The sequence below is a fragment of the Thermogemmatispora sp. genome, from assembly GCF_019683635.1.
In the GTDB taxonomy this organism is placed as follows: Bacteria; Chloroflexota; Ktedonobacteria; order Ktedonobacterales; family Ktedonobacteraceae; genus Thermogemmatispora.
Map to the genome: position 1 here is coordinate 1 of NZ_JADGIA010000021.1, position 18,837 is coordinate 18,837.

The following is an 18,837-nucleotide window of genomic DNA, read 5'->3' on the forward strand; positions in this document are numbered from 1 at the left end:
CGACTGAGCCGCGCAGGGGGTGAGTGGGAGAAGGCCCTGAGAAGGGAAATCGTAGGGACGGCGTGGGGCCGTGTACTGGAGGTGGGGGCTGGTACGGGGCTAAATTTCGCCTATTACGACCCTCGACGGGTGGAGAGGGTCGATGCTGTCGAACCGGACCCGGCTATGCTGCGCTATGCCCAGCGGCGCCAGCAAGAGGCCCCGGTGCCGGTTCTGCTCCAGCAGGCACGTGTAGAGCAGCTGCCCTTTGTCGACGAAACGTTCGATAGCGCGGTCGCCACGCTGGTCTTTTGTTCAGTTGAGGAGCCGGCGCGGGGCTTCGCCGAGATTCGGCGCGTGCTCAAGCCGGGGGGTCTCCTGCTCCTGGTGGAGCATGTACGCGCAGCCAGCCCCGTGACGGCACGGCTGCAAGATCTGCTGACGCCCCTGATGAGACGCTGTGCGGGTAACTGTCACTGGAATCGCCCCACACTCACAACGCTCGCCGAGGCCGGGCTGCGCGTCACCTCCAGACGGGATGAGGGAGGCGGCTTAATGCCGCTGGTTGTTGTACAGGCGATCAAGGGGTGAACCAGACTTGCACGGTCTGGTCGTCGCCCGCGGAGGCGATGCAGCTTCCGTCAGGAGACCAGGCCAGGGCATTGACTTGATCGCTGTGACCCGTGTAGGTAAAGGTAATCTCGCGTGCGGCCAGCTCCCAGAGGTGCACCTGGCCGTCGTCCCCGCCGGAGGCCAGGTAACGCCCGTCCGGGGACCAGGCCAGGGTGTTGACCCAACCGGGATGGGCCGCATAGCTAGCGACGGCCTCCCCCGTGGAGGCATTCCATAAATAGACCTGGCCGCCGAAGCCGCCGCAGGCCACATACTGGCCGTCGGGCGACCAGGCTAAGGCTCCCAAAGGCGTATTGTGCTGCAGAGGAGCAAAGAGCTGCTGGCCGTTGCTCGCCTCCCAGACCTGGAGAGTGCCGTCCCAGGAGACGGAGGCGATGCACCGTCCCTCTGGCGACCAGGCCAGGGCCAGCACCTTATGGCTGTGACCGCCATAGGTAAAGATAATATCGCCGTCCTTCAAGCTCCAAATTTCGACCAGGCCATCTTCGCTGCCGGAGGCCAGCTTCGCCCCCACCGGCGACCAGGCCAAAGCCAGAATGTAGCGCGCGTGGTCACGGCGCGAGAGCAGCCGCTCACCATCGGCGGCATTCCATATCTGCATGGTCCGATCGTTACCACCTGTTGCCACATAGGCCCCATTGGGCGACCAGGCCAGAGTCAGGACCTGGCCCCGGTGACCGGTATAGGTAAAACGCTCGCTGCCTGTGGCGGCCTCCCAGACCTGCACAGTGCCGTCCATACTGGCAGAAGCGATACATGTCCCATCGGGCGACCAGTCCAGAGTACGCACCCAGTTGCGATGGTCGCGGTAAACATAAAGTGTCGTTCCAGGTGTGGGCACGGCCAGGACCCCCGTCGCTGCTTTTGCTGCTGTCGCTGTCACTACACTATTGCCGCTGTGACCGCCAGCTGCGGCGGCTGCGTGCGCTCGGGCGAAGAGCCAGATTCGTGAAGGTGGGCGGGAAGGCTGAGCGACGGCGTAGCGGCTGGAGCGGTTGATCATCCTCGATCCTCTTCTTCCTTCCTTATCCTCTCGCTGGGTATTTCGTGGATCGATTGTAGGAGAGCAACGTACCGGTGTCAAGGTACCTCGCTGGAATGGTACTTTTGCATGATCAGATGCTCTTCGCTCCCTTGCTCCTCGCCGTTTTCCACTGCTCAGCTTGTTGCCAGCCTCCAGCGACCACTGTCCCGTCGCGGCCCCACCAGCGCCAGCCTGGCGCTTTCTCCCTCGGGGCTTCCGCTGCTATAATGTAGGGAAAGAAAAGAAAAGGTAGGGATACCTCAAGTCGAGGAGAGGCTCCCCCGGCTGAGATGGGGAGGAAGTGGGGCAGACCCCGACCATTGCCTAATCAGATCAGGAGAGATCAGCAGCAGGAGAGGACTATGAGCGACCGGCTCGTCTCGCCGCGCGTGAGTCAGGAAGAGGAGATTATCGAAAGCAGCCTGCGCCCTCGCCGCTTATCCGAATATATCGGTCAGGAGCGAATTAAGGAGAATCTGGCTATTTTGTTGGAGGCGGCCCGGCGCAGGAATGAACCTGTGGATCATGTCCTGTTATATGGGCCGCCTGGCCTGGGCAAGACCACGCTCTGCAACATTATTGCCGCCGAGATGGGGGTCAATCTGAAAACGACCTCGGGTCCGGCCATCGAGCATGCCGGCGATCTCGCCTCTATCCTGACCTCGCTGCAGGAGGGCGAGGTGCTCTTTATTGATGAGATACATCGACTCTCGCGGGCCGTAGAGGAGCGCCTCTATTCGGCGATGGAAGACTTCGCCATCGATGTCGTCATTGGGAAGGGGCCGGGCGCACGCTCGCTGCGGATCTCTTTGCCTCCCTTCACAGTAGTCGGCGCGACGACGCGCGTTGGAGCCCTCTCCGCCCCGCTGCGCGATCGTTTCGGAGCCATCTATCGTCTGGAATATTACAGTGTCGAGGCTCTCAAGCAGATTCTGCGCCGCTCGGCGCGCATCCTGCGCGTGCCCGCCGATGAGGATGGCATCGAAGAAATTGCCGCCCGGGCCCGGGGTACTCCACGCATCGTAAACCGCTTGTTGCGGCGTGTGCGCGATTATGCTCAGGTCAAGGCCGACGGCGTCATCACGCGCGACATTGCCCGCGCCGCTCTCGACGCCCTGGAGATCGACCAGATTGGCCTGGACTTGACCGACCGCCATCTCTTGCTCACCATTATTCACAAGTTCGATGGAGGACCTGTCGGCCTCGATACGCTGGCGGCCAGCACGAGCGAGGACCCGGAGACTATCGAGGATGTCTATGAGCCGTACCTGCTCCAGCTCGGCTTTATTGCTCGTACCCCGCGCGGGCGGGTCGCCACGCGCCTGGCCTATGAGCACCTCGGCATTAATCCCCCGGCACCTGGCCCGGGTGGACGCTCTCCTGCTGCTCAGGGTCCTGCTGCCGGCGGTGGCCCCGAGCTGTGGACCGCTGGCGAGGCTCACGAGCGTTCTGCGGCTTCCTCCGATTCCGAGGCCGAGTACTGAGAAAAGGACGCGAGTGAAGACCCTGGTAGCCCAGGCTACCGCGGCTGTTCTGTTCACCGTGACCGAACGGAACGAACTGGCAGCCTTACTTACCAGGGATGAAGCTGACCGTTGACCACCTGGAACTTATAGGCTCGTTCCAGCACCTCTGGAGGAAAATGGGTCGTGTCGGTGGTGGTCAGCAGCACCTGCTCATGGTCGAGGATGGCCTGCAGGAGTTGCTCCCGCCGCCGCTGATCCAGCTCGCTGAAAACATCGTCTAGCAATAGCACCGGCTCGTCGCCGGTCGCGGCCCGCATATAGGCCAGCTCGGCGAACTTTGTCGCCAGGGCCACCGTCCGTTGCTGCCCGCGCGAGCCGTAGGTGATCACACTCATACCATTGACCAAAAACTCCAGATCGTCGCGGTGCGGCCCCAGTAAGCAGACCCCCTGTTGAATCTCCTTTTGGCGCACGGTGTGGAGCTGCCTCAGATAATGCTCCTGAGCCTCCGTGAGCGAGCGCTGCGGATGAGGGTGAAAGGAAGGACGATAGACAATCTGCAGCTGCTCGCGTCCCCCACTCAGTTGCTCCTGAAACGGTGCCGCCAACTCGTTGAGAGCTGACAGCATGCGCTCACGCTCGAACATAATCATCGTCGCCAGCAGCGTCAGGCGCTCATCGAGGTAGTCCAGCAGGCGAGGATCTTCGTGGTAGTCGCGAATACGCTTGAGCAGGGCGGCACGCTGCATAATGATCTTCCGATACTGCTGCAGCGCCTGGCAATAGCGGGGCCGCACCTGGCATAGACTGCGATCGATAAAGCGTCGGCGCTCGTCGGGCGAGCCATCGACCAGATGGAGATCGGCGGGCGCAAAGAGCACATTGGTCATGCTGCCGATAAGATCGAGCGTCCGACGTGGCACCTCGTTGATTTTGATGCGCTTGCGCTGCGTGCCGCCGGGCCAGTGAGGCGGGCGAACTGCCTGCTCGCCACTGCCCAGCAGTGGTGGCGTCGGGTCGAAAATGACGATTTCCACATGCAACTCGCCGTCGCGCCGCCGGATGCGCGCATCGAGGCGGGCCAGATGGTCGGGCGCATACCAGTTGACCACCTCGCGGTCTGCTGAGGCATGAAAGGAGGTACTTGTCGCGATCATCGAGACGGCTTCGAGCAGGTTTGTCTTGCCCTGAGCGTTTTCTCCGCAGAAGAGAAAAAGGCCCGGCCCCAGCGGCAGATCCAGCTGTCTATAGTTGCGAAAGTCGGTCAGCGCGAGATGTACGAGGTGCATCGACGCTCCATCTACCTACCTGTCTCCAATAAATAAAAAGAGTTGCTGCCTTGCCATGCGGCAGGCAGACAGACAATCCGGCTGGCCTGGCTGGCCCCGCTCCCGGGTGCCGACGCCACCTGGCCTCTGAGGAGCATACTCGAAGGGCTGGCGGGAGGGCGGGCGCCCTCACCCGTCCTGGTCCCGGGCAAGGCACAAGCGGGGCGAGCAGGCCCGCCGCTCAGCTGCGATTCGTATGCATCGGCATAATAACATACGTATACTCGGTGGCATCTACCGGACGCAGCACTCCGGGGCGCATTGGCGAAGTGACCTCCAGAGCCACCTCTGGCGCATCCAGGACATTGAGCACATCGACCAGATAATCCACATTGAAAATAATCTGGATCTCCTCGCCGTCGACGGCGGCATTGAGCGTACTGGTCGTATCGCCCAAATCCTCAGCGGTCGCCTCAATCGTCACTGTGCCGGACTCCGAGCCATTGGCGCCTTGCGGCGAGATCTTCAGGCGCGTAATATTCGAACTATTGCGTGCGAAAAGAGCGGCGGCCTTCACACGCTCAGTCAGCGCCTTCGTGTCCAGCACCGCGCGTGTCTTGTACTCCAGCGGGATAATGGCGCGATAGTTCGGGAAGGTCCCGTCGAGCAGGCGAGAGACCAGGTCGATCTGCTCTGTATGGAAGAGCACCTGGCGATGGTTGGGGGTAACGATCATCTCGACCGGGCCCTCGTTGGGCAGGATGCGCGCCAGCTCAGTCAGCGTGCGGGCTGGAATCAAGATATCCTCGCGCGGCTCGGTTGCTCCTGGTAGGGGGGCCGTCCGCGTCGCCAGGCGGAAAGCATCGGCGGCTACAAAGGTTACCCGCTCTTCGCGGACCTGCACCAGCACGCCTGTAAAGACGGGACGCGACTCATCTTTCGCCGCGGCAAAGGCCACCTGACTGATCATCTCCTTGAGCAGGGGAGCCTCCAACAGAATCGGCGGCTCGCCCCCCTCGGCGGTCGGAATCAGCGGAAACTCGGAGGGGTCCGTGCCCTTGACGTTGGTATTGATGCCCAGGCCCAGGCACTGCAGATTGACCACGTGGGTATCCGGCTGGGCCGTCAGCTGGACCGATCCCTGGGGCAGGCTATTGACCAGCTCCGTGAAGAGGCGGGCCGGGACGGTCGTTGTTCCCTCCTCCTCGATCTGGGCCTCAACCCAGCAATTGATGCCGATCTCCAGGTTGGTCGCCGCCAGCTTCAGCCGCCCCTGCTCTGCGCTTAGCAGCACATTGGCCAGGATCGGTAGCGTGCTGCGGCTTGAGACGGCGTGGCTTACCACCGAGAGACCACGGCTCAAATCCTGCTGCTTACAAGTGAATTTCACGTTCTTCCTCCAGATACACCATTATGTCCTCGATTAGTATATCCTATGGGGTCGAGGGCTACAACAGTCAAGACCCATTTGTCGTTACGCTTGCGACCCGGCGTCTTCCGCCCGGGGACGGGCCTGCCCTCAAGCTCTTAACCGCCCTTACGAGTGGCAAGCAGAGAGAAGCCTGCCTCTCCCTCACCATTCACTTTCCATTGCAAGAGGTTCTGTTTTGATCATTCTCAGCGGCCAGCGAGGGAACGGATAGGTGGCAGCCCGGTGGCGCTCCTGGCTTTCATAGCTGCCGACTTGCTATCGGTGCCTCCTGATCAAGGCTTGGGGCAGCGCTGGCTGCCCTGTCGTATGGAGGACGGATCAGACCTTATCATTATCCTCGCCGAGCAGGGGGGGCGCCTTATAGAGCCGGGCCGGAGTTTCAGACAGGCGCAGTGGTGAGCCTACCAGCTTGATCGTACCTGCCGTCGGATGCTCGCACTCCCAGACGAAGCCGCGGGCCTGGATATGCGGATCGCTGAAGACTTCGCTTACCTTATTGATCGCTCCGCAGGGGATGCCGGCCTCGCGCAGCTCCTGCAGCCAGCTCTCGCTATCCTTGGTGAGCAGCAGCTCCTGCAATATCGGAATCAGCGCCTCGCGATTGCGTACACGCTGGGGATTCGTGGCGAAGCGCGGATCATCGGCCAGCTCCTCGCGACCGAGCAGGCGGCACAGCGAGCGGAAGAGACGATCGTTGCCGCAGGTGATCACAATATAGCTATCGCGGGTACGGAAGGCCTGATAGGGCACGATATTGGGGTGTCCATTGCCGTAGCGCGGGGCCTCCTCGCCTGAGATCAGGTGATTAGAGGCCACATTACCCAGCAGCGTAATCGTGGCTTCCAGCAGTGAGATATCGATATACTGCCCGCGGCCTGTGCGATCGCGCACGCGCAAAGCCGTTAGAATAGCGATACAGGCGAAGGTTCCGGCAGTCAGGTCACCGACCGGCGTGCCCACGCGCATCGGCTCTCCATCGACCTCACCGGTCACTGCCATAATGCCTGACTCAGCCTGAGCGACGAAGTCGTAGCCGGCGCGCTGGGCATAAGGGCCGGTCTGGCCATAGCCGCTGATCGAGCAATAGATCAGGCCGGGATTGATTGCGCGCAGATCCTCATAGCCCAGACCGTAGCGGGCGAGCGTCCCGGGGCGGAAATTCTCCACGAGAACGGTCGCCTTCTTAATCAGCTCTAAGAGGCGTTGACGGTCGTCTTCGCGCGTGAAGTCCAGGGTAATGCTCAGCTTGTTGCGGTTGAGTCCCAAATAGTAGGCGCTTTCGCCGGCGATGTAGGGCGGACCGAACTGGCGTGTATCGTCGCCTTTGCCTGGCTGTTCAACTTTGATCACTGTGGCCCCGAGATCGCCGAGAATCATCGTGCAATAGGGGCCGGCCAAAACGCGCGAGAGATCGATGACGAGGACATCGGAGAGAGCTGCTTCCATAATCCTTCTTCCCTTTCGCTTCAAGCCTGTCTAAGCTGTCCCGTTGCCTGTTGCCTGTATAGCTAGCGGCGGCATAGGAGGGCGCTGGCATAGCGGGAGCAGGCTCCTGCCTGGCCTGGCTGGCAACTAGCCAGCCGGGTAGAGAGCAAGCGAGGGCGCGCCGCTGCCGGAGCGAAGGTCTGCGCCAGCTCGCGCCGTCGCCATACAGACAGTTAAGCGGAAGGAGCAAGGGCCTGTCAAGTCATAGTGCTAGGGGGCAGGATGGGATGGCGGTGAGATGGAAGGCAAGGCGCCACCCGGGGAGCCTTGAACATCAGGGTCGGGATTGCTCTGCGGCTCGCGTGAGTGTGCGAGACCACCGGCCAGGTAATCCTGCAGCACCTGACGCAGCTCGTGAACGATCTGCTGGAGAGGGCCGCTCAGGTAGAGTCCACCGGGCACATGGTGGGCTAGCTCGCTGTGGTAGAGAAAAGCCTGACCCCCGAAAGCCAGCAGCGGACGCGGCTCAGGCAGCTCCTGCAGACGGCGCGCCAGGTCGATCAGAGTCGCCACGTAGGCCGGCATTGTGACCGAGATGCAGAGCATGACCGGCTGCATCTCGCGCACCACTTCCAGCAGGCTACTGGTCTCGATGCTCTGGCCGAGATAAATCGTGCGCATACCGGCGCGTCGCAGGAGCAAGGCGAGCATCAGCGGGGCCAGCTCATGAGGTTCGCCCGGCGCGCAGCCGCAGATGATCAGTGGCCCATAATTCTCGTTCACCGAAATATAGAGGAGGTTTGTGAGGAAGCCGCGGAAGAAATTACTGGCAAAATGCTCGATGGCCACGCTGAGATGACCTGTCTCCCAGAGGTGACCGACGCGCCAGAGCACTGGCGTCACTACCTCGGCACAGACCTGCTCAACCGGGTAGAGGGCCAGCAGCGAGGCCAGGAGACGCTGGGCCCGGATGTCATCCAGGCACTTAAAGGCATCGATCAGCTCCTCCTGTACTCTACGGATATTGTACAAGGTAGAAGGGACAGCAGGGGGCCGGTTGCTGGAGGCAGCCGGGCTGGCGCTGCTCGGGAGCCGCGGCTCTGCCGTCGTTTGGGGGCTGCTGCCTCCTTCAGGACAGGTTAGCGTTGCGAGGGGCAGGGCGACGTGAAAGGCTGGGCGTCGCTCATCTGGCAACTCGGTGGCTGTCTGCTGGAGCTGGCGCGCCTTCTGATATTCTTCCTCCAGGTGGCGCCAGAGAGCCACGGCCTGGCTGATGGCCATACCGCTGTCAACGCGCTCTTTGAGCCAGCGAATGAGGGCAATATCACGCTCAGAATAGAGACGATAGGCGTTAGTGGCTCGCTCCGGTGAGAGAATGGCGTAGCGACTCTCCCAGGCCCGCAGCGTGGGCGCCGGCACTCCGGTCTGTTGAACGACGGCTTTGGTATTGAAGAGGGGGCTGTCTGAATAGCGCTCCAGCTCGGGCCGTTCGATATGCCCGCTTTTTCTATCCATCACTGCAACGCGCTCCGATCTGGCCTGGCGAGCGGCTTGGCCGGGCGGTCGATGCCGCTGACTACCACAACTATAGCATATCATAGCACGGGCCGACCAGATGTTTGGTCGGGCTGGCATCGCCTACCATATGGCCTATAGGGTCTATCTCTAGAGAGCACTCTTTCCCGGCTCTGGCTTGTCTGGCAGAAGTAGCGAGCGGTCTCGTGCTTGACAAAGCGCTTGTGGGCTTGCTATCATGACAAAGCATCTAAAGTATCGCTCTCAGGTGTAGCGGTCTGGCCCTGTAGGTGTAGCGCTGACCGCACACTTCAAAGAAGCATCCGCTCCCGCCCAGGCGTGGGCGGCAAGACCGCCCGTGACGGCAGGGCGTGTCAGGTCAATCAGGCCAGGATTTGCCCCGCACCAGACAGTCTGTCTGGTCTCAGGTTGCGGCTGAAATTAGCGCACCTGGCCTGGTACAGGGAAAAGACGCGCTCCTCTCCAGGCTCTAACTGAGATCTACCAGATTGCGGCTGGCCGTGTGCGATCTGTTCTGCCAGAGAGGCTTGCTCGCTGAGAGGCAGCTCAGGCTGCTGGCGGGCAAACAGAGAGAGGCAGAACAGGCTGAGGCTGCTCCTCTCCGAGCAAGGGCGCGCCGCTCCTTCTCTCTGGAGCAGCAGGCACCACTTTACCGGCTTGGTGCTGTCCAGCGCTCGATCGACGATGGAAGCAAGCGAGTATTATTGTGTGCACGGCCCGGGAACTGTGCCGAAGGCCTCCACCCACGCCTTCGACGTATCCCGTGCCCATAGCTGCGTGCCTGCAGTGACTTGTCCTGGCTGGTGGCTCAAGGCAGGCAGAGGCAGCAAGAGAGAGTAGCGATTGACGCCTGGAGAAGGTGGTTGCCGCACAGCGTTGATGAGCGGAGGTAGAGGTAAAGGAGCCGAACGGAAGCGATGTTCGCAGTTATTAAAAGTGGTGGAAGACAATTCAAAGTTGAGGTAGGCGAGACCCTCCAGGTCAATCGCCTCCCCGTGCAGGAGGGCACCCAGATCCGCATTAGCGAGGTCCTGCTGCTCGCAGACGCTAATCGCACAGTGATCGGGCGTCCGCTCGTGGAAAACGCCAGCGTCCTGGCCACCGTCAGGCAGCATGCACGGGGCGATAAAATCGTCGTTTTCAAGTATAAGTCGAAGAAGCGCTATCGTCGTCGTAAAGGTCATCGCCAGGAGATTAGCATCCTGACCATCGATGACATCCTGCTCGACGGAGTGAGCCTCGTGACCGGCCAGACCCCCACGGAGGCTGAGCAGGGCACGCCAGTGTCGGGGGCGGCTCTGCAGCCTGCGACTGAGGAGCGGGGAGCTGCCGCCGAGACTCCTGCCAGCGCCTCCGAGGAAGAGGGGCAGGCCAGGACTCGTCGCCGTCGTCGCGTACGGTCCCAGGAGGGTGAAGCTTCTCAAGCCTCAAGCGAAGAGTAGAGTAGAGATCGTGAGGTTTACCAGCTATGGCGCATAAAAAAGGTGTTGGTAGCTCGCGCAATGGTCGCGATAGCAAGGCGAAGCGCCTGGGTGTGAAGCGCTACGATGGCCAACTTGTCTCCGCCGGGACCATTATCGTCCGCCAGCGCGGTACGAAGATCAAGCCCGGTGATAATGTGGGTGTCGGGCGTGATTACACGCTGTTTGCGCTCATCGATGGATATGTGAAGTTTGGTCATGCCTCGCGCACTCAGCGCAAGGTTAGCGTCTATCCAACGTTCCCCGGGCGGCCCTCCGTTGAGGAGTTGGTGGCTCAGGCTCAGGCTCAGCTTGAGGCTGGAAGCTAGCCGGCTTGCTCAGCCAGGTCGGGGAGCGTAAGATAGCGCGGCACCCGAACCGCTTGCACCTGGCCAGCGCCGGCTCGGTCATCGCTATCCCGGGGGGCTGCCAGGGCAGGCTGTACTCAGTACTCAGCAGATGCAGAGAGAGCAGGCAGACGATTAGTCTGACCTGCTCTCTCTTTTTTGGGACCAGGCTATGACATCCATGCCATAGCCTGCCACTATGCTCGCTGGTGACCTGCCGACGCGGTGCTCAGGGAACGGCTGGCTGCTCAGGCTCTGGTCGAAGGGAGTGAGCCGGACCAGGACCCCATCGCCTCGCTCACTGGCGAGTATTGGCCGGGCAGGTTACCACAATCTGATGCGTCCGCCGGTCGCTCATCAGGCTACAGGTCTGGCCGTTAAGGGTCGCTGTGCCATTGCAGCCTACCACCAGCGTGCCATTGACGTTACAGTCGAGCGGCGTGTTAATGACCTCGCCGTTGATCGTGGCAGCGATGGCTACGCCCTGCGGCGTGCGCTGAACCTGCACGGGATCGGGGACATGCAGCAGTCTTGTGCAATTGAGGCCATCAGCTTCAAAGGTTGTGATGAAGCGCTGTGCCAGGAAGGTAAAGAGTGAGTTAGCCACCGCTGGATCGGGCGAAGGACGTGTTTTTGTGAGCGAGGCATCGACGAGCAAGCGTAGCGGGGCGATGGCCAGCAGATTGGCGCAGTACAGGGTTGTGCTGGCAAAGACCTGATCGCGCACCTGGGGCTGGTCGACGCCAGCGCGGTAGGCGTTGAGCTTCGCGAGGTTGGGGTGGCCATCAACGGTGACCATCGGGTCGCCATTAGGGACCAGGGCAACGGGGGCCCGCTGCCAGGCAGCGGCCTGTAACTCGTTAAGCGGCAGAGCGGTTGTCATCTGGCCTGGATCAGCCAGATCGGGAGCCATCCAGGGTGTGCAGCCCAGAGCGCCATCCAGCCCGAGCGCCAGCAGGCGGTTATCACTGCCATTCACCTGGGGCTGGGCATGCTGTAGAACGGCGATGGCATGGCGTGTCATCTGAGCCGTGCGCCCGTCCCTGGTAACCAGATAAGCCGTCGTCACATTATCGCTCTGGTCCTGGTCTACCAGCGCAAAATCACGCACGCTGGGGCAGGGGAGGCCATCGCGTGCCCGTCCTAGCGGCGGCGGCTTCAGCTTGCCAGCACGGATGGCCTGATTGGCAGCAGCAAAGAAAGCGGGCGCATTGCAATAGGCGAACTGGCCAAAGAGCGAGCCGCGGATGCCATTCACGCAGTGGCCTTCGGCCAGACTGTTACCGCTGCTACGCAGCGTCAAATTCTCGCCGTTGAAGCCGAACCACAGTGCTACAATACCCCCTGTGGGCAGTTGCGGCACCACAGGGGCAAGCGCCGGCTTCTGACCCCGATCAACCACCAGGGGATTGTAAATAGCGATCCGTCCCGTTGCTGGATCGATCACCGCTGCCTGGACAAAGGCCGCCTGATCAGGGTTGGCCTCATGGCAAGGGCCGCGGGCTGGATCTGTGGCCACGAGCTGGTAGGGCGTGGCCAGACCACGCGCCGTGAGTGGGTGAGACGGTACAATCAGCGTACAATCGGTATTGGCGGGCGCGGCAGCTTGCGAGCTGGTGAGCCGTGGAACCAGATAGAGGGCACCGCCCGTCAAGGCCAGAACCAGCGGCACCGCGATCCCCACCAGCATCAGCGGAGAGAAACGTCGACGCCTTCGTCGGCGTTCAGACCCCAGGCCAGCTGCAGCCGGCCTGGTGGCCTCTTTGAGCAGTGACTTCATTGAATTTGAGACCCCCTTGAGCGCGCCGGTCTGCAGGCGTACTGACCGGCACCCTCTTGCATCCTGCTGAAATGCGGTGAAAGAACCCTACATTGAATAATGCATGTTGATCAAAGCGATCTGGATGAGATAATACCCTGAGCCTCTGCCGATTTTGATACTTCAGCCAGAAGTTGGCAGGAAAGTACCATCAGGCGGTTAAGATGGCGAGCGCGCGCAGAGCAGCGGCAATATGCCGAAAAGAGGCAGAATCAGGCTCCAGTCTTTGACGGAGGGCCAGGTGCTAGTCGAGGGGCCTCTCCTTTTTGCTATACTATGCATTGAAATTTCTTCTCATCCGGCCAGCGGGCCAGCCAGGCAACGGACTGTTCTGCCTTCCTTATGCATCTCATGCATCTGGCATCTGCATTGACAGCCAGGAAGCTCCTTCAGAAGAGTAGAGGAAGCACTGTAGGCGAAACCGCGCTGCGGCGGCTTTCTCGGCTTATCAGTATACGCGGAGAAGAAGAGGCAAGGAGGGCATAGGAAGGAAGAATCGTCTTCCGCCCGGCAAGAGGCGCAGGTCGGAGGGCTGGCCCCGCCGAGAGCGGGTGTCGTGGCGGCCACTCGGCTCGTGAGGCCATGTGAGCGCGGGCGGGGCAGGTACGAAGGCGAGCAAAGATGCTTGCTCACTCAGCAACAAACGTGGAAAGTGGCTCTACTCGCAGCCCAGCCAAGCGAAAGGAAAGAAGCAGCATGCGAGCAATCATCAGCGTAGCCAATCGCGAGCATCTAGACGAGCTAGGCCATGCCCTGGCAGAGCGCCAGGTGACCATTTTTGCCACTGGAGGAACCGCGGCGGCTCTGGAAAGCGCTGGCGTAGCGGTTCAACCGGTCAGCAGTCTCATCCAGTTCCCCGAGATCCTTGGGGGGCGCGTCAAGACGCTGCACCCCCACATTTACGGGGGCATCCTGGCGCGACGCTCTGATCCGGCCCACATGCGCGAGCTAGAAGCGCATGGCATTGCCCCCATCGACCTGGTGGCCGTCAATCTCTATCCTTTCATCGAAACCGTGGCCCGTGAAGACGTGAGCCTGGAAGAAGCCCAGGAGCAGATCGACATTGGAGGCGTTGCCCTTATCCGCGCCGCCGCCAAGAATTTCCAGGATGTCCTCGTCCTGGTGCGTCCCCAGGACTACGAGCCTGTCCTGCAGGAATGGCAGGAGCGCGGCGAGGTCAGTCAAGAGACGCGGCGACGGCTGGCCGCCATTGCCTTCCAGTATACGGCCAGCTATGATACCGCTATCGCCGAATATTTGCGCGGCCAGGACACCGACTACTTCCCTGAAGAACTCACCCTGCCGTTGCAGCGCATTCAGACCTTGCGCTACGGCGAGAATCCCCACCAACGCGCCGCCTTCTATCGCTGGGGAGGACTCTCGACCGTCAAGGACTCTCGACCGGCGGTTGCCACTGCCGAAGTGCTGCACGGCAAAGAGCTTTCTTTCAACAACCTGCTGGACCTTGACGCGGCCCTGGCTGCCGCTGGCAGTTTTGTCGCTCCCACAGTAGCCATCATCAAGCATACCAACCCCTGTGGTCTGGCCTGCGGCGATACCCTGCTTGATGCCTATCGCAAAGCCCACGCCGGCGACCCGGTCTCAGCCTATGGCGGTATCATCGGCTGCAACCGGCCCGTAGAGGCTGACGTGGCTCAAGAAATTCACCAACTTTTCTACGAGGCCGTCATCGCGCCCGAGTTCACGCCCGAGGCCCTGGCCATCCTCCGCCAGAAAAAGAACATTCGCCTGCTTGCCACGCATGCCCCTATCGATCCCTCGACCCTCAACGCCCAGATCTTCAAATCCGGGCGCTTTGACATCCGCAGCGTCAGTGGCGGCCTCCTCCTTCAGACAGCCGACTTCATTGGCGAGCACGAGCTGGAATATCGCGTTGTCACCGAACGCAAACCAACACTGGAAGAAATGACCGACCTCATGTTCGCCTGGAAGGTCGTACGCCATGTCAAATCGAACGCCATCGTTCTGGCGCATAAGCTGGCGGTTGTGGGCGTCGGAGCTGGTCAGATGAACCGCGTCACCAGTGTGCAACTGGCCGTCGAGAAAGCGGGAGAGCGCGCTCGCGGGGCTGTTCTGGCTTCAGACGCTTTCTTCCCCTTTGCTGACGGCGTCGAAGCTGCCGCCAAGGCCGGGGTAACGGCCATCATCCAACCTGGTGGCTCCATTCGCGACGAGGACTCTATCCGCGTTGCCAACCAGCACGCCATCGCCATGATCTTCACCGGCAGGCGACACTTCCGTCACTAAGCGGGCACTATCCTCTCTCCGGCTGCCTGTAGATCTTCTCCTTTCCACAGTGCCAAAACAAGAGCAGCCGCTCCCCACTTTCAAGGAGCGGCTGCCAGGTATCTGCAGCGTGAAGTATGGTCCCGACAACAGCGAGACCCTCAAATTAGCTCATCGCAGAAGAAGTAGACCCAAAGAATCGCCACAGCGAGGCCACCGATCAGCGTAAAGAAGCCGACGGCACCCGCCGCTGTATTGTTCGGGTCCTTGAAGGGATAGAAAATGATCAGGGCAAGCCAGACCAGTGTTAGGGCAACTGTCAGGCTCAGCTTCGTAATAATCGGCGGGGACGGATAGAAAATATGATAGAGCACCAGCACCAGCAGACCGATGATCGCCGCCAGCAGGAGCAGATTAATCATCACCCCGCCGCCGAAGTCGAAGACCAGCGTCGGCTTTATGAAAAGAAAGCAGCAGATCCAGAGGATCGTCAGAATAATGCTGCCGATGACTTTGCCCTTTGGTGCAACAGAAATCACGTGACAAAGCTCCTTTCGCGGAGTACCCAGGGGGGTCCGCGGCGAGGTCAAGTATCAGGTCCCGACCTGCCACGCCAACAGCGTCGTCGCCCGGGATCTCAAGGCACGTCTCCTTTCTGGCACGTGCTTTCCAGCTTCCTATTGTAGTCCTTAGCCGGCGAGAAATCAACAGGAACCGACCTCTGGCGACCAATCTGCCATCCAGGGCGACCTGGCTCAGCGGGCAGAGGCAGGGAACGGAAGGCGACACGCCAGGCAGACTCAGGATCGCCCACTGACGGCGCAGTAAGCGCGCGCAATGCGAGCAGCCACACGAGCATTATTGACCAGTAGCGCGCAATTAGCCCGCAGGCTAGCGCCTCCCGTGGTCTCAGCGACCCGACGCAGCAAAAAAGGAGTCAGGGCGGCCCCGCTAATTCCCTGGGCCTCTGCCCTGGCCAGCGCCGCCGCGATAGCCGCCTCCACCTGCTCAGCGGGCAAGGCTGCCTCGACTGGCACCGGCGAGCACACGAGCAAACCAGCTAAGCCACACTCCCAATGCGTGCGGGCAATAGTGGCCGCCTGCACCTCATCGTCGACGCGCTGCTGCAAGCGCAGACCACTGCGCGGAGTATAGAAAGCCGGGAACTCATCCGTTTGCCAGCCAAGGACTGGCACCCCTTGCGTCTCCAAATACTCCAAGGTACGGGGCAGGTCCAGAATGGCCTTGGCTCCGGCGCAGACCACCAGCACCGGCGTTCGACTCAGCTCCATCAGATCGGCGGAGATATCCAGCGTACTCTCACCTCCGCGATGCACGCCTCCGATACCGCCAGTGGCAAAGAAGCGGATACCGGCCAGATGGGCGCAGAGCATCGTCCCGGCGACCGTCGTCGCTCCCAACCGCCGACTCGCCAGCGCAAAAGCCAGATCGCGTCGACTCACCTTCAGCACATCCTGAGCCGTTGCCAGCTCCTCAAGGGCCGCTCTGTCAAGGCCGACCATAATCCGACCGGCGCGGATCGCAATTGTCGCCGGCACGGCTCCCTCCTCACGAACGGCCTCCTCCATAGCCAGGGCTGTCTCTATGTTGGTGGGATATGGCAGACCGTGAGCAATGACCGTGGATTCCAGAGCCACCAGCGGACGGCCCTCGGCCAAAGCATCGCGCACCGTGGGCGCAAGCCATAGATAACGATCAGCAGCTGCTGCTGATGCAGAGAAAGGCATGCTCTCCCTCACCTCAACAAGCTAACATGGGCGGGCGCCGCCCCAGGATTGCCGGGGGCGGGCGAAGACGTTCTCTCGCTCAGGAGCCGGCGGGTGCGTCCTCGCCCCCCGCCGAGTTTGGAGCCTGGAGCGCCAGTTGACGGATCAAGCCCGCCAGCAAAGCCCCGCGCAGCGCCAGCGAAGGAACGCGCAAAAACTCCTCGCGCAACACATGCATCTTCCCTCCCACTGGTCCAAGGCTATCCAGGGTTGGAAGGCCGGCCTGCATCAAGAGATTGGCATCCGAGACCCCCCCCTTGGCCTCAGCCACCAGCTCCAGGCCGAGAGCCTGCGCCTCCAGACGAGCCACTGCCACCAAAGCCCGCACCTGGGGAGTTGCCTGGTAAGGAACGCGGCCCCGAGTGCGTGTCAGATAGGCCCGTGTGCCAGGCACACTGGAGCAAGCGGCGATCTGCTCCAGGGCCTCGGCGGCGGCCTCCAGTCCCTCTTGTGTATAGGCGCGCACCGAAATCCAGCAGCGGGCCATCTCGGGCACCACATTGAGCAGCTCGCTGCTACCGAGCCGCGTCACATTAAAGGTCACCCCTGGTAGAAGCGTATGCAGGTGATCGATGGCCACAATCTTATGGGCCAGCTCAATGACCGCCGAGCGGCCCCGATGTGGCTCAGCCCCCGAATGGGCAGCCCGGCCACTGATCTCCAGCAGATAACGGTCAGCTCCCTTGCGTGCCTCTGTAATGATCTCTGGCGAGCGTGTAGGCTCCAGCACCAGGCCGACGTCAGCCTGGCGAGCCAGCTTCCGAAGGAGCGGAGCGCTCGATGGAGATCCCATCTCCTCATCGCCGTTGAAGACCAGGCAGATCTCACCGAAATCCGCAAAGTGCGACTCCAGCAGAGCGCGCAGGCTATAGAGAGCCATAATGACGCCCGACTTCATATCGATCACACCGGGACCGAAAGCCAGCTCGCCATCACGGCGGAAAGGGCAGGCCAGCGCGGAACCTGGAGCATAGACAGTATCGACATGGCCCACCAGCAGGAAGCGCCTACCCTCGCCAGAGCGGCTTCCGCGAAGGCGGGCCACCAGATGGGGGCCATACTGGCCACCGTCGTGGAGAGTCACCGAACAACCAAGCGCTTCCAACCAGGAGCGGAGGTAGCCCATAATGCGTGTGACCCCCTCGACCTGGCCAGTACCCGAATCGATATTGACCAGCAGGGCCAGCCGCTGCAGCATCTCCTCCTCATAGTGCTGCAGGGCCGTGAGGTAGGCTTGCGAGAATGTGACAGCCATAGTACCTGTTCAAGTGAACCAGGGCCAGCAACGGGAACCGAACTGGCCGCAGCGAGAGAATGGCGCGAGAGGCGCCGCGCAGTTGCTCTTATTGTATCGTCCACAGCGGAGCGGCTGCAAGCCAGGTTAGTCAGATCCCGCGGGAAAGAGGCGTCGGCGGGCAAGCACCGGTCGCAAACGGGGGCGCCGTGCCGAGGTGAGGGCGTCGACATGTGCCACGAGTGCGAGGAGGTGGGCAGAGAGGAGAGTGAGCGAGGAGACCTTGCCTGGGCCGGGTCCAGGCGGGCCTCTTCCTGGAGAAGAGCGAGAATGAAGGCAGTCGGGCAAGAGCAAGAGCGGTCAGTCGCAGTCGAGGCAGGTGGAGGCGCTGCGCCAGCTTAAGCGGCCTGAGCACGCAGCTGGCCCTGAACAATGCGGGCGAGGCGCTTATAGGCCAGACTCAACAGAGAAGCATGGCGTCCGCGCTCCACCGGGTCGGCGGGCAACTCGCGCTGATACTGCTGCAGTTCAATGCCGACCTCCAGAAAGGCGCGCTGGAGCGCCGTTGGCTGCGGACCAAAATACATGCGGTTGGCCAGGTCCATAAGAAGAGCGGTACGCTGTTTCTCAGGAAAGTTGACAATCTCGCGTGCCAGGAAAGAGAACAGCCATTCCTCGAAGACATGATCGAGGACGGCCTCGAACTGATCGGGGTCAGAGGAGAGTGAACTGGCGTGCTGAGCGGCGTAATCTCGCTGTATAATATAGATGAGATAATGGTCGCGGCGCCAGAGATCGCGGAAACAATTGTAGGCCACGATCAGGCTCAGGTGCTCTAGCGAATCGATAGGTGCCACCTCTCCTCGTTCAGCTCGTCGTGCGTAGTTCAGCAGGCGCATCATTGTCTCCTGGACGATGTCGGTCACGATCTCATCGCGCTGCCTTGACCAGGAAGAGAGAGAGGAAGAGTGGACCCAGTGAGCCACTCTGGGGCGCAGGATACAGTAGAGCTGTTCCCAAGGCATGTCACTGCCAAGGACATCGGGAGAGCTGCGGCAGGAAGAAACCGAATGCAGAGTCATAAGCGCTTCCTTTCGCCTCCGACCAGCAGAGGTTGGTCTACGCACAAGAATCGCGAAAAGGGCCTCCGGGTAAAGCGTGAGAGACGCTCTGGAGCAAG

15 protein-coding genes are annotated in these 18,837 nt (G+C 61.4%); 5 read left to right on the forward strand and 10 right to left on the reverse strand.

Annotated features, from left to right (window positions below; all coding sequences use genetic code 11):
- The coding region (locus tag IRZ31_RS04240; RefSeq protein ID WP_297149955.1) for a class I SAM-dependent methyltransferase at window positions 1–570 on the forward strand (570 nt) is incomplete at its 5' end.
- Here IRZ31_RS04240 and IRZ31_RS04245 read toward each other — a convergent pair.
- Complete coding sequence (locus IRZ31_RS04245; protein ID WP_297149958.1) at window positions 560–1,615, reverse strand: WD40 repeat domain-containing protein; 1,056 nt, start codon at window positions 1,613–1,615, stop codon at window positions 560–562. The two genes, IRZ31_RS04240 and IRZ31_RS04245, sit on opposite strands and share 11 nt — an antisense overlap.
- A 383-nt stretch (window positions 1,616–1,998) precedes the next feature.
- Here IRZ31_RS04245 and ruvB point away from each other — a divergent pair, with 383 nt between their 5' ends.
- Window positions 1,999–3,120, forward strand: a complete 1,122-nt coding sequence (gene ruvB / locus IRZ31_RS04250; RefSeq protein WP_297149961.1) for a Holliday junction branch migration DNA helicase RuvB — start codon at window positions 1,999–2,001, stop codon at window positions 3,118–3,120.
- 89 nt (window positions 3,121–3,209) lie between these two features.
- On the opposite strand, the gene IRZ31_RS04255 is transcribed toward ruvB, so the two are convergent.
- The 4 genes from IRZ31_RS04255 to IRZ31_RS04270 form a co-directional block, all read right to left on the reverse strand.
- Window positions 3,210–4,391, reverse strand: coding sequence for a DNA replication/repair protein RecF (locus IRZ31_RS04255; RefSeq protein WP_297149964.1), 1,182 nt, complete (start codon window positions 4,389–4,391; stop codon window positions 3,210–3,212).
- Window positions 4,392–4,611: 220 nt separating this feature from the next.
- Entirely contained in the window at window positions 4,612–5,760 is a 1,149-nt protein-coding gene (gene dnaN, locus IRZ31_RS04260; RefSeq protein WP_297149967.1) for a DNA polymerase III subunit beta, read from the reverse strand.
- 360 nt (window positions 5,761–6,120) lie between these two features.
- Window positions 6,121–7,248 carry a CoA transferase gene (locus tag IRZ31_RS04265; protein ID WP_297149969.1) on the reverse strand — a complete coding sequence of 376 codons (1,128 nt, stop codon included), beginning with the start codon at window positions 7,246–7,248 and terminating at the stop codon, window positions 6,121–6,123.
- 249 nt (window positions 7,249–7,497) lie between these two features.
- Window positions 7,498–8,742, reverse strand: a complete 1,245-nt coding sequence (locus tag IRZ31_RS04270; RefSeq protein WP_297150034.1) for a MerR family transcriptional regulator — start codon at window positions 8,740–8,742, stop codon at window positions 7,498–7,500.
- Between the two features lie 938 nt (window positions 8,743–9,680).
- On the opposite strand from IRZ31_RS04270, the gene rplU reads away from it, so the two are divergent.
- Together rplU and rpmA are read left to right on the forward strand one after the other, a co-directional pair.
- Window positions 9,681–10,205: a 50S ribosomal protein L21 gene (gene rplU, locus IRZ31_RS04275; protein ID WP_297149972.1), complete on the forward strand. Its 525-nt coding sequence runs from the start codon at window positions 9,681–9,683 to the stop codon at window positions 10,203–10,205.
- A gap of 26 nt (window positions 10,206–10,231) precedes the next feature.
- Window positions 10,232–10,552: a 50S ribosomal protein L27 gene (rpmA, locus tag IRZ31_RS04280; protein WP_112431005.1), complete on the forward strand. Its 321-nt coding sequence runs from the start codon at window positions 10,232–10,234 to the stop codon at window positions 10,550–10,552.
- A 316-nt stretch (window positions 10,553–10,868) separates the two neighbouring features.
- Here the strand turns inward: rpmA and IRZ31_RS04285 are convergent, their stop codons facing one another.
- A complete protein-coding gene (locus IRZ31_RS04285) occupies window positions 10,869–12,350 on the reverse strand; it encodes a hypothetical protein (protein WP_297149979.1) in 1,482 nt (493 codons plus the stop codon).
- Between the two features lie 735 nt (window positions 12,351–13,085).
- On the opposite strand from IRZ31_RS04285, the gene purH reads away from it, so the two are divergent.
- On the forward strand, window positions 13,086–14,657 hold the full coding sequence (gene purH / locus IRZ31_RS04290) for a bifunctional phosphoribosylaminoimidazolecarboxamide formyltransferase/IMP cyclohydrolase (protein ID WP_297149981.1): 1,572 nt from the start codon (window positions 13,086–13,088) through the stop codon (window positions 14,655–14,657).
- A gap of 140 nt (window positions 14,658–14,797) precedes the next feature.
- Here the strand turns inward: purH and IRZ31_RS04295 are convergent, their stop codons facing one another.
- The 4 genes from IRZ31_RS04295 to IRZ31_RS04310 form a co-directional block, all read right to left on the reverse strand.
- The gene (locus IRZ31_RS04295) at window positions 14,798–15,175 is read right to left on the reverse strand and encodes a hypothetical protein (protein ID WP_297149982.1); all 378 of its coding nucleotides are present in this window, start codon (window positions 15,173–15,175) and stop codon (window positions 14,798–14,800) included.
- 261 nt (window positions 15,176–15,436) lie between these two features.
- Window positions 15,437–16,384, reverse strand: a complete 948-nt coding sequence (locus IRZ31_RS04300) for a pseudouridine-5'-phosphate glycosidase (protein ID WP_297149985.1) — start codon at window positions 16,382–16,384, stop codon at window positions 15,437–15,439.
- A 79-nt stretch (window positions 16,385–16,463) separates the two neighbouring features.
- On the reverse strand, window positions 16,464–17,678 hold the full coding sequence (locus tag IRZ31_RS04305) for a M20 family metallopeptidase (RefSeq protein WP_297149988.1): 1,215 nt from the start codon (window positions 17,676–17,678) through the stop codon (window positions 16,464–16,466).
- Window positions 17,679–18,055: 377 nt separating this feature from the next.
- The gene (locus tag IRZ31_RS04310) at window positions 18,056–18,739 is read right to left on the reverse strand and encodes a hypothetical protein (RefSeq protein WP_297149991.1); all 684 of its coding nucleotides are present in this window, start codon (window positions 18,737–18,739) and stop codon (window positions 18,056–18,058) included.
- Window positions 18,740–18,837: the final 98 nt, after the last annotated feature.

Bases quoted from the DNA above. Each gene is read 5' to 3' on its own strand.
- IRZ31_RS04245 (WP_297149958.1), bottom strand. From the start codon at position 1,615: ATGATCAACCGCTCCAGCCGCTACGCCGTCGCTCAGCCTTCCCGCCCA.
- ruvB (WP_297149961.1), top strand. From the start codon at position 1,999: ATGAGCGACCGGCTCGTCTCGCCGCGCGTGAGTCAGGAAGAGGAGATT.
- IRZ31_RS04255 (WP_297149964.1), bottom strand. From the start codon at position 4,391: ATGCACCTCGTACATCTCGCGCTGACCGACTTTCGCAACTATAGACAG.
- IRZ31_RS04265 (WP_297149969.1), bottom strand. From the start codon at position 7,248: ATGGAAGCAGCTCTCTCCGATGTCCTCGTCATCGATCTCTCGCGCGTT.
- IRZ31_RS04270 (WP_297150034.1), bottom strand. From the start codon at position 8,742: ATGGATAGAAAAAGCGGGCATATCGAACGGCCCGAGCTGGAGCGCTAT.
- rplU (WP_297149972.1), top strand. From the start codon at position 9,681: ATGTTCGCAGTTATTAAAAGTGGTGGAAGACAATTCAAAGTTGAGGTA.
- rpmA (WP_112431005.1), top strand. From the start codon at position 10,232: ATGGCGCATAAAAAAGGTGTTGGTAGCTCGCGCAATGGTCGCGATAGC.
- IRZ31_RS04285 (WP_297149979.1), bottom strand. From the start codon at position 12,350: ATGAAGTCACTGCTCAAAGAGGCCACCAGGCCGGCTGCAGCTGGCCTG.
- purH (WP_297149981.1), top strand. From the start codon at position 13,086: ATGCGAGCAATCATCAGCGTAGCCAATCGCGAGCATCTAGACGAGCTA.
- IRZ31_RS04300 (WP_297149985.1), bottom strand. From the start codon at position 16,384: ATGCCTTTCTCTGCATCAGCAGCAGCTGCTGATCGTTATCTATGGCTT.
- IRZ31_RS04305 (WP_297149988.1), bottom strand. From the start codon at position 17,678: ATGGCTGTCACATTCTCGCAAGCCTACCTCACGGCCCTGCAGCACTAT.
- IRZ31_RS04310 (WP_297149991.1), bottom strand. From the start codon at position 18,739: ATGACTCTGCATTCGGTTTCTTCCTGCCGCAGCTCTCCCGATGTCCTT.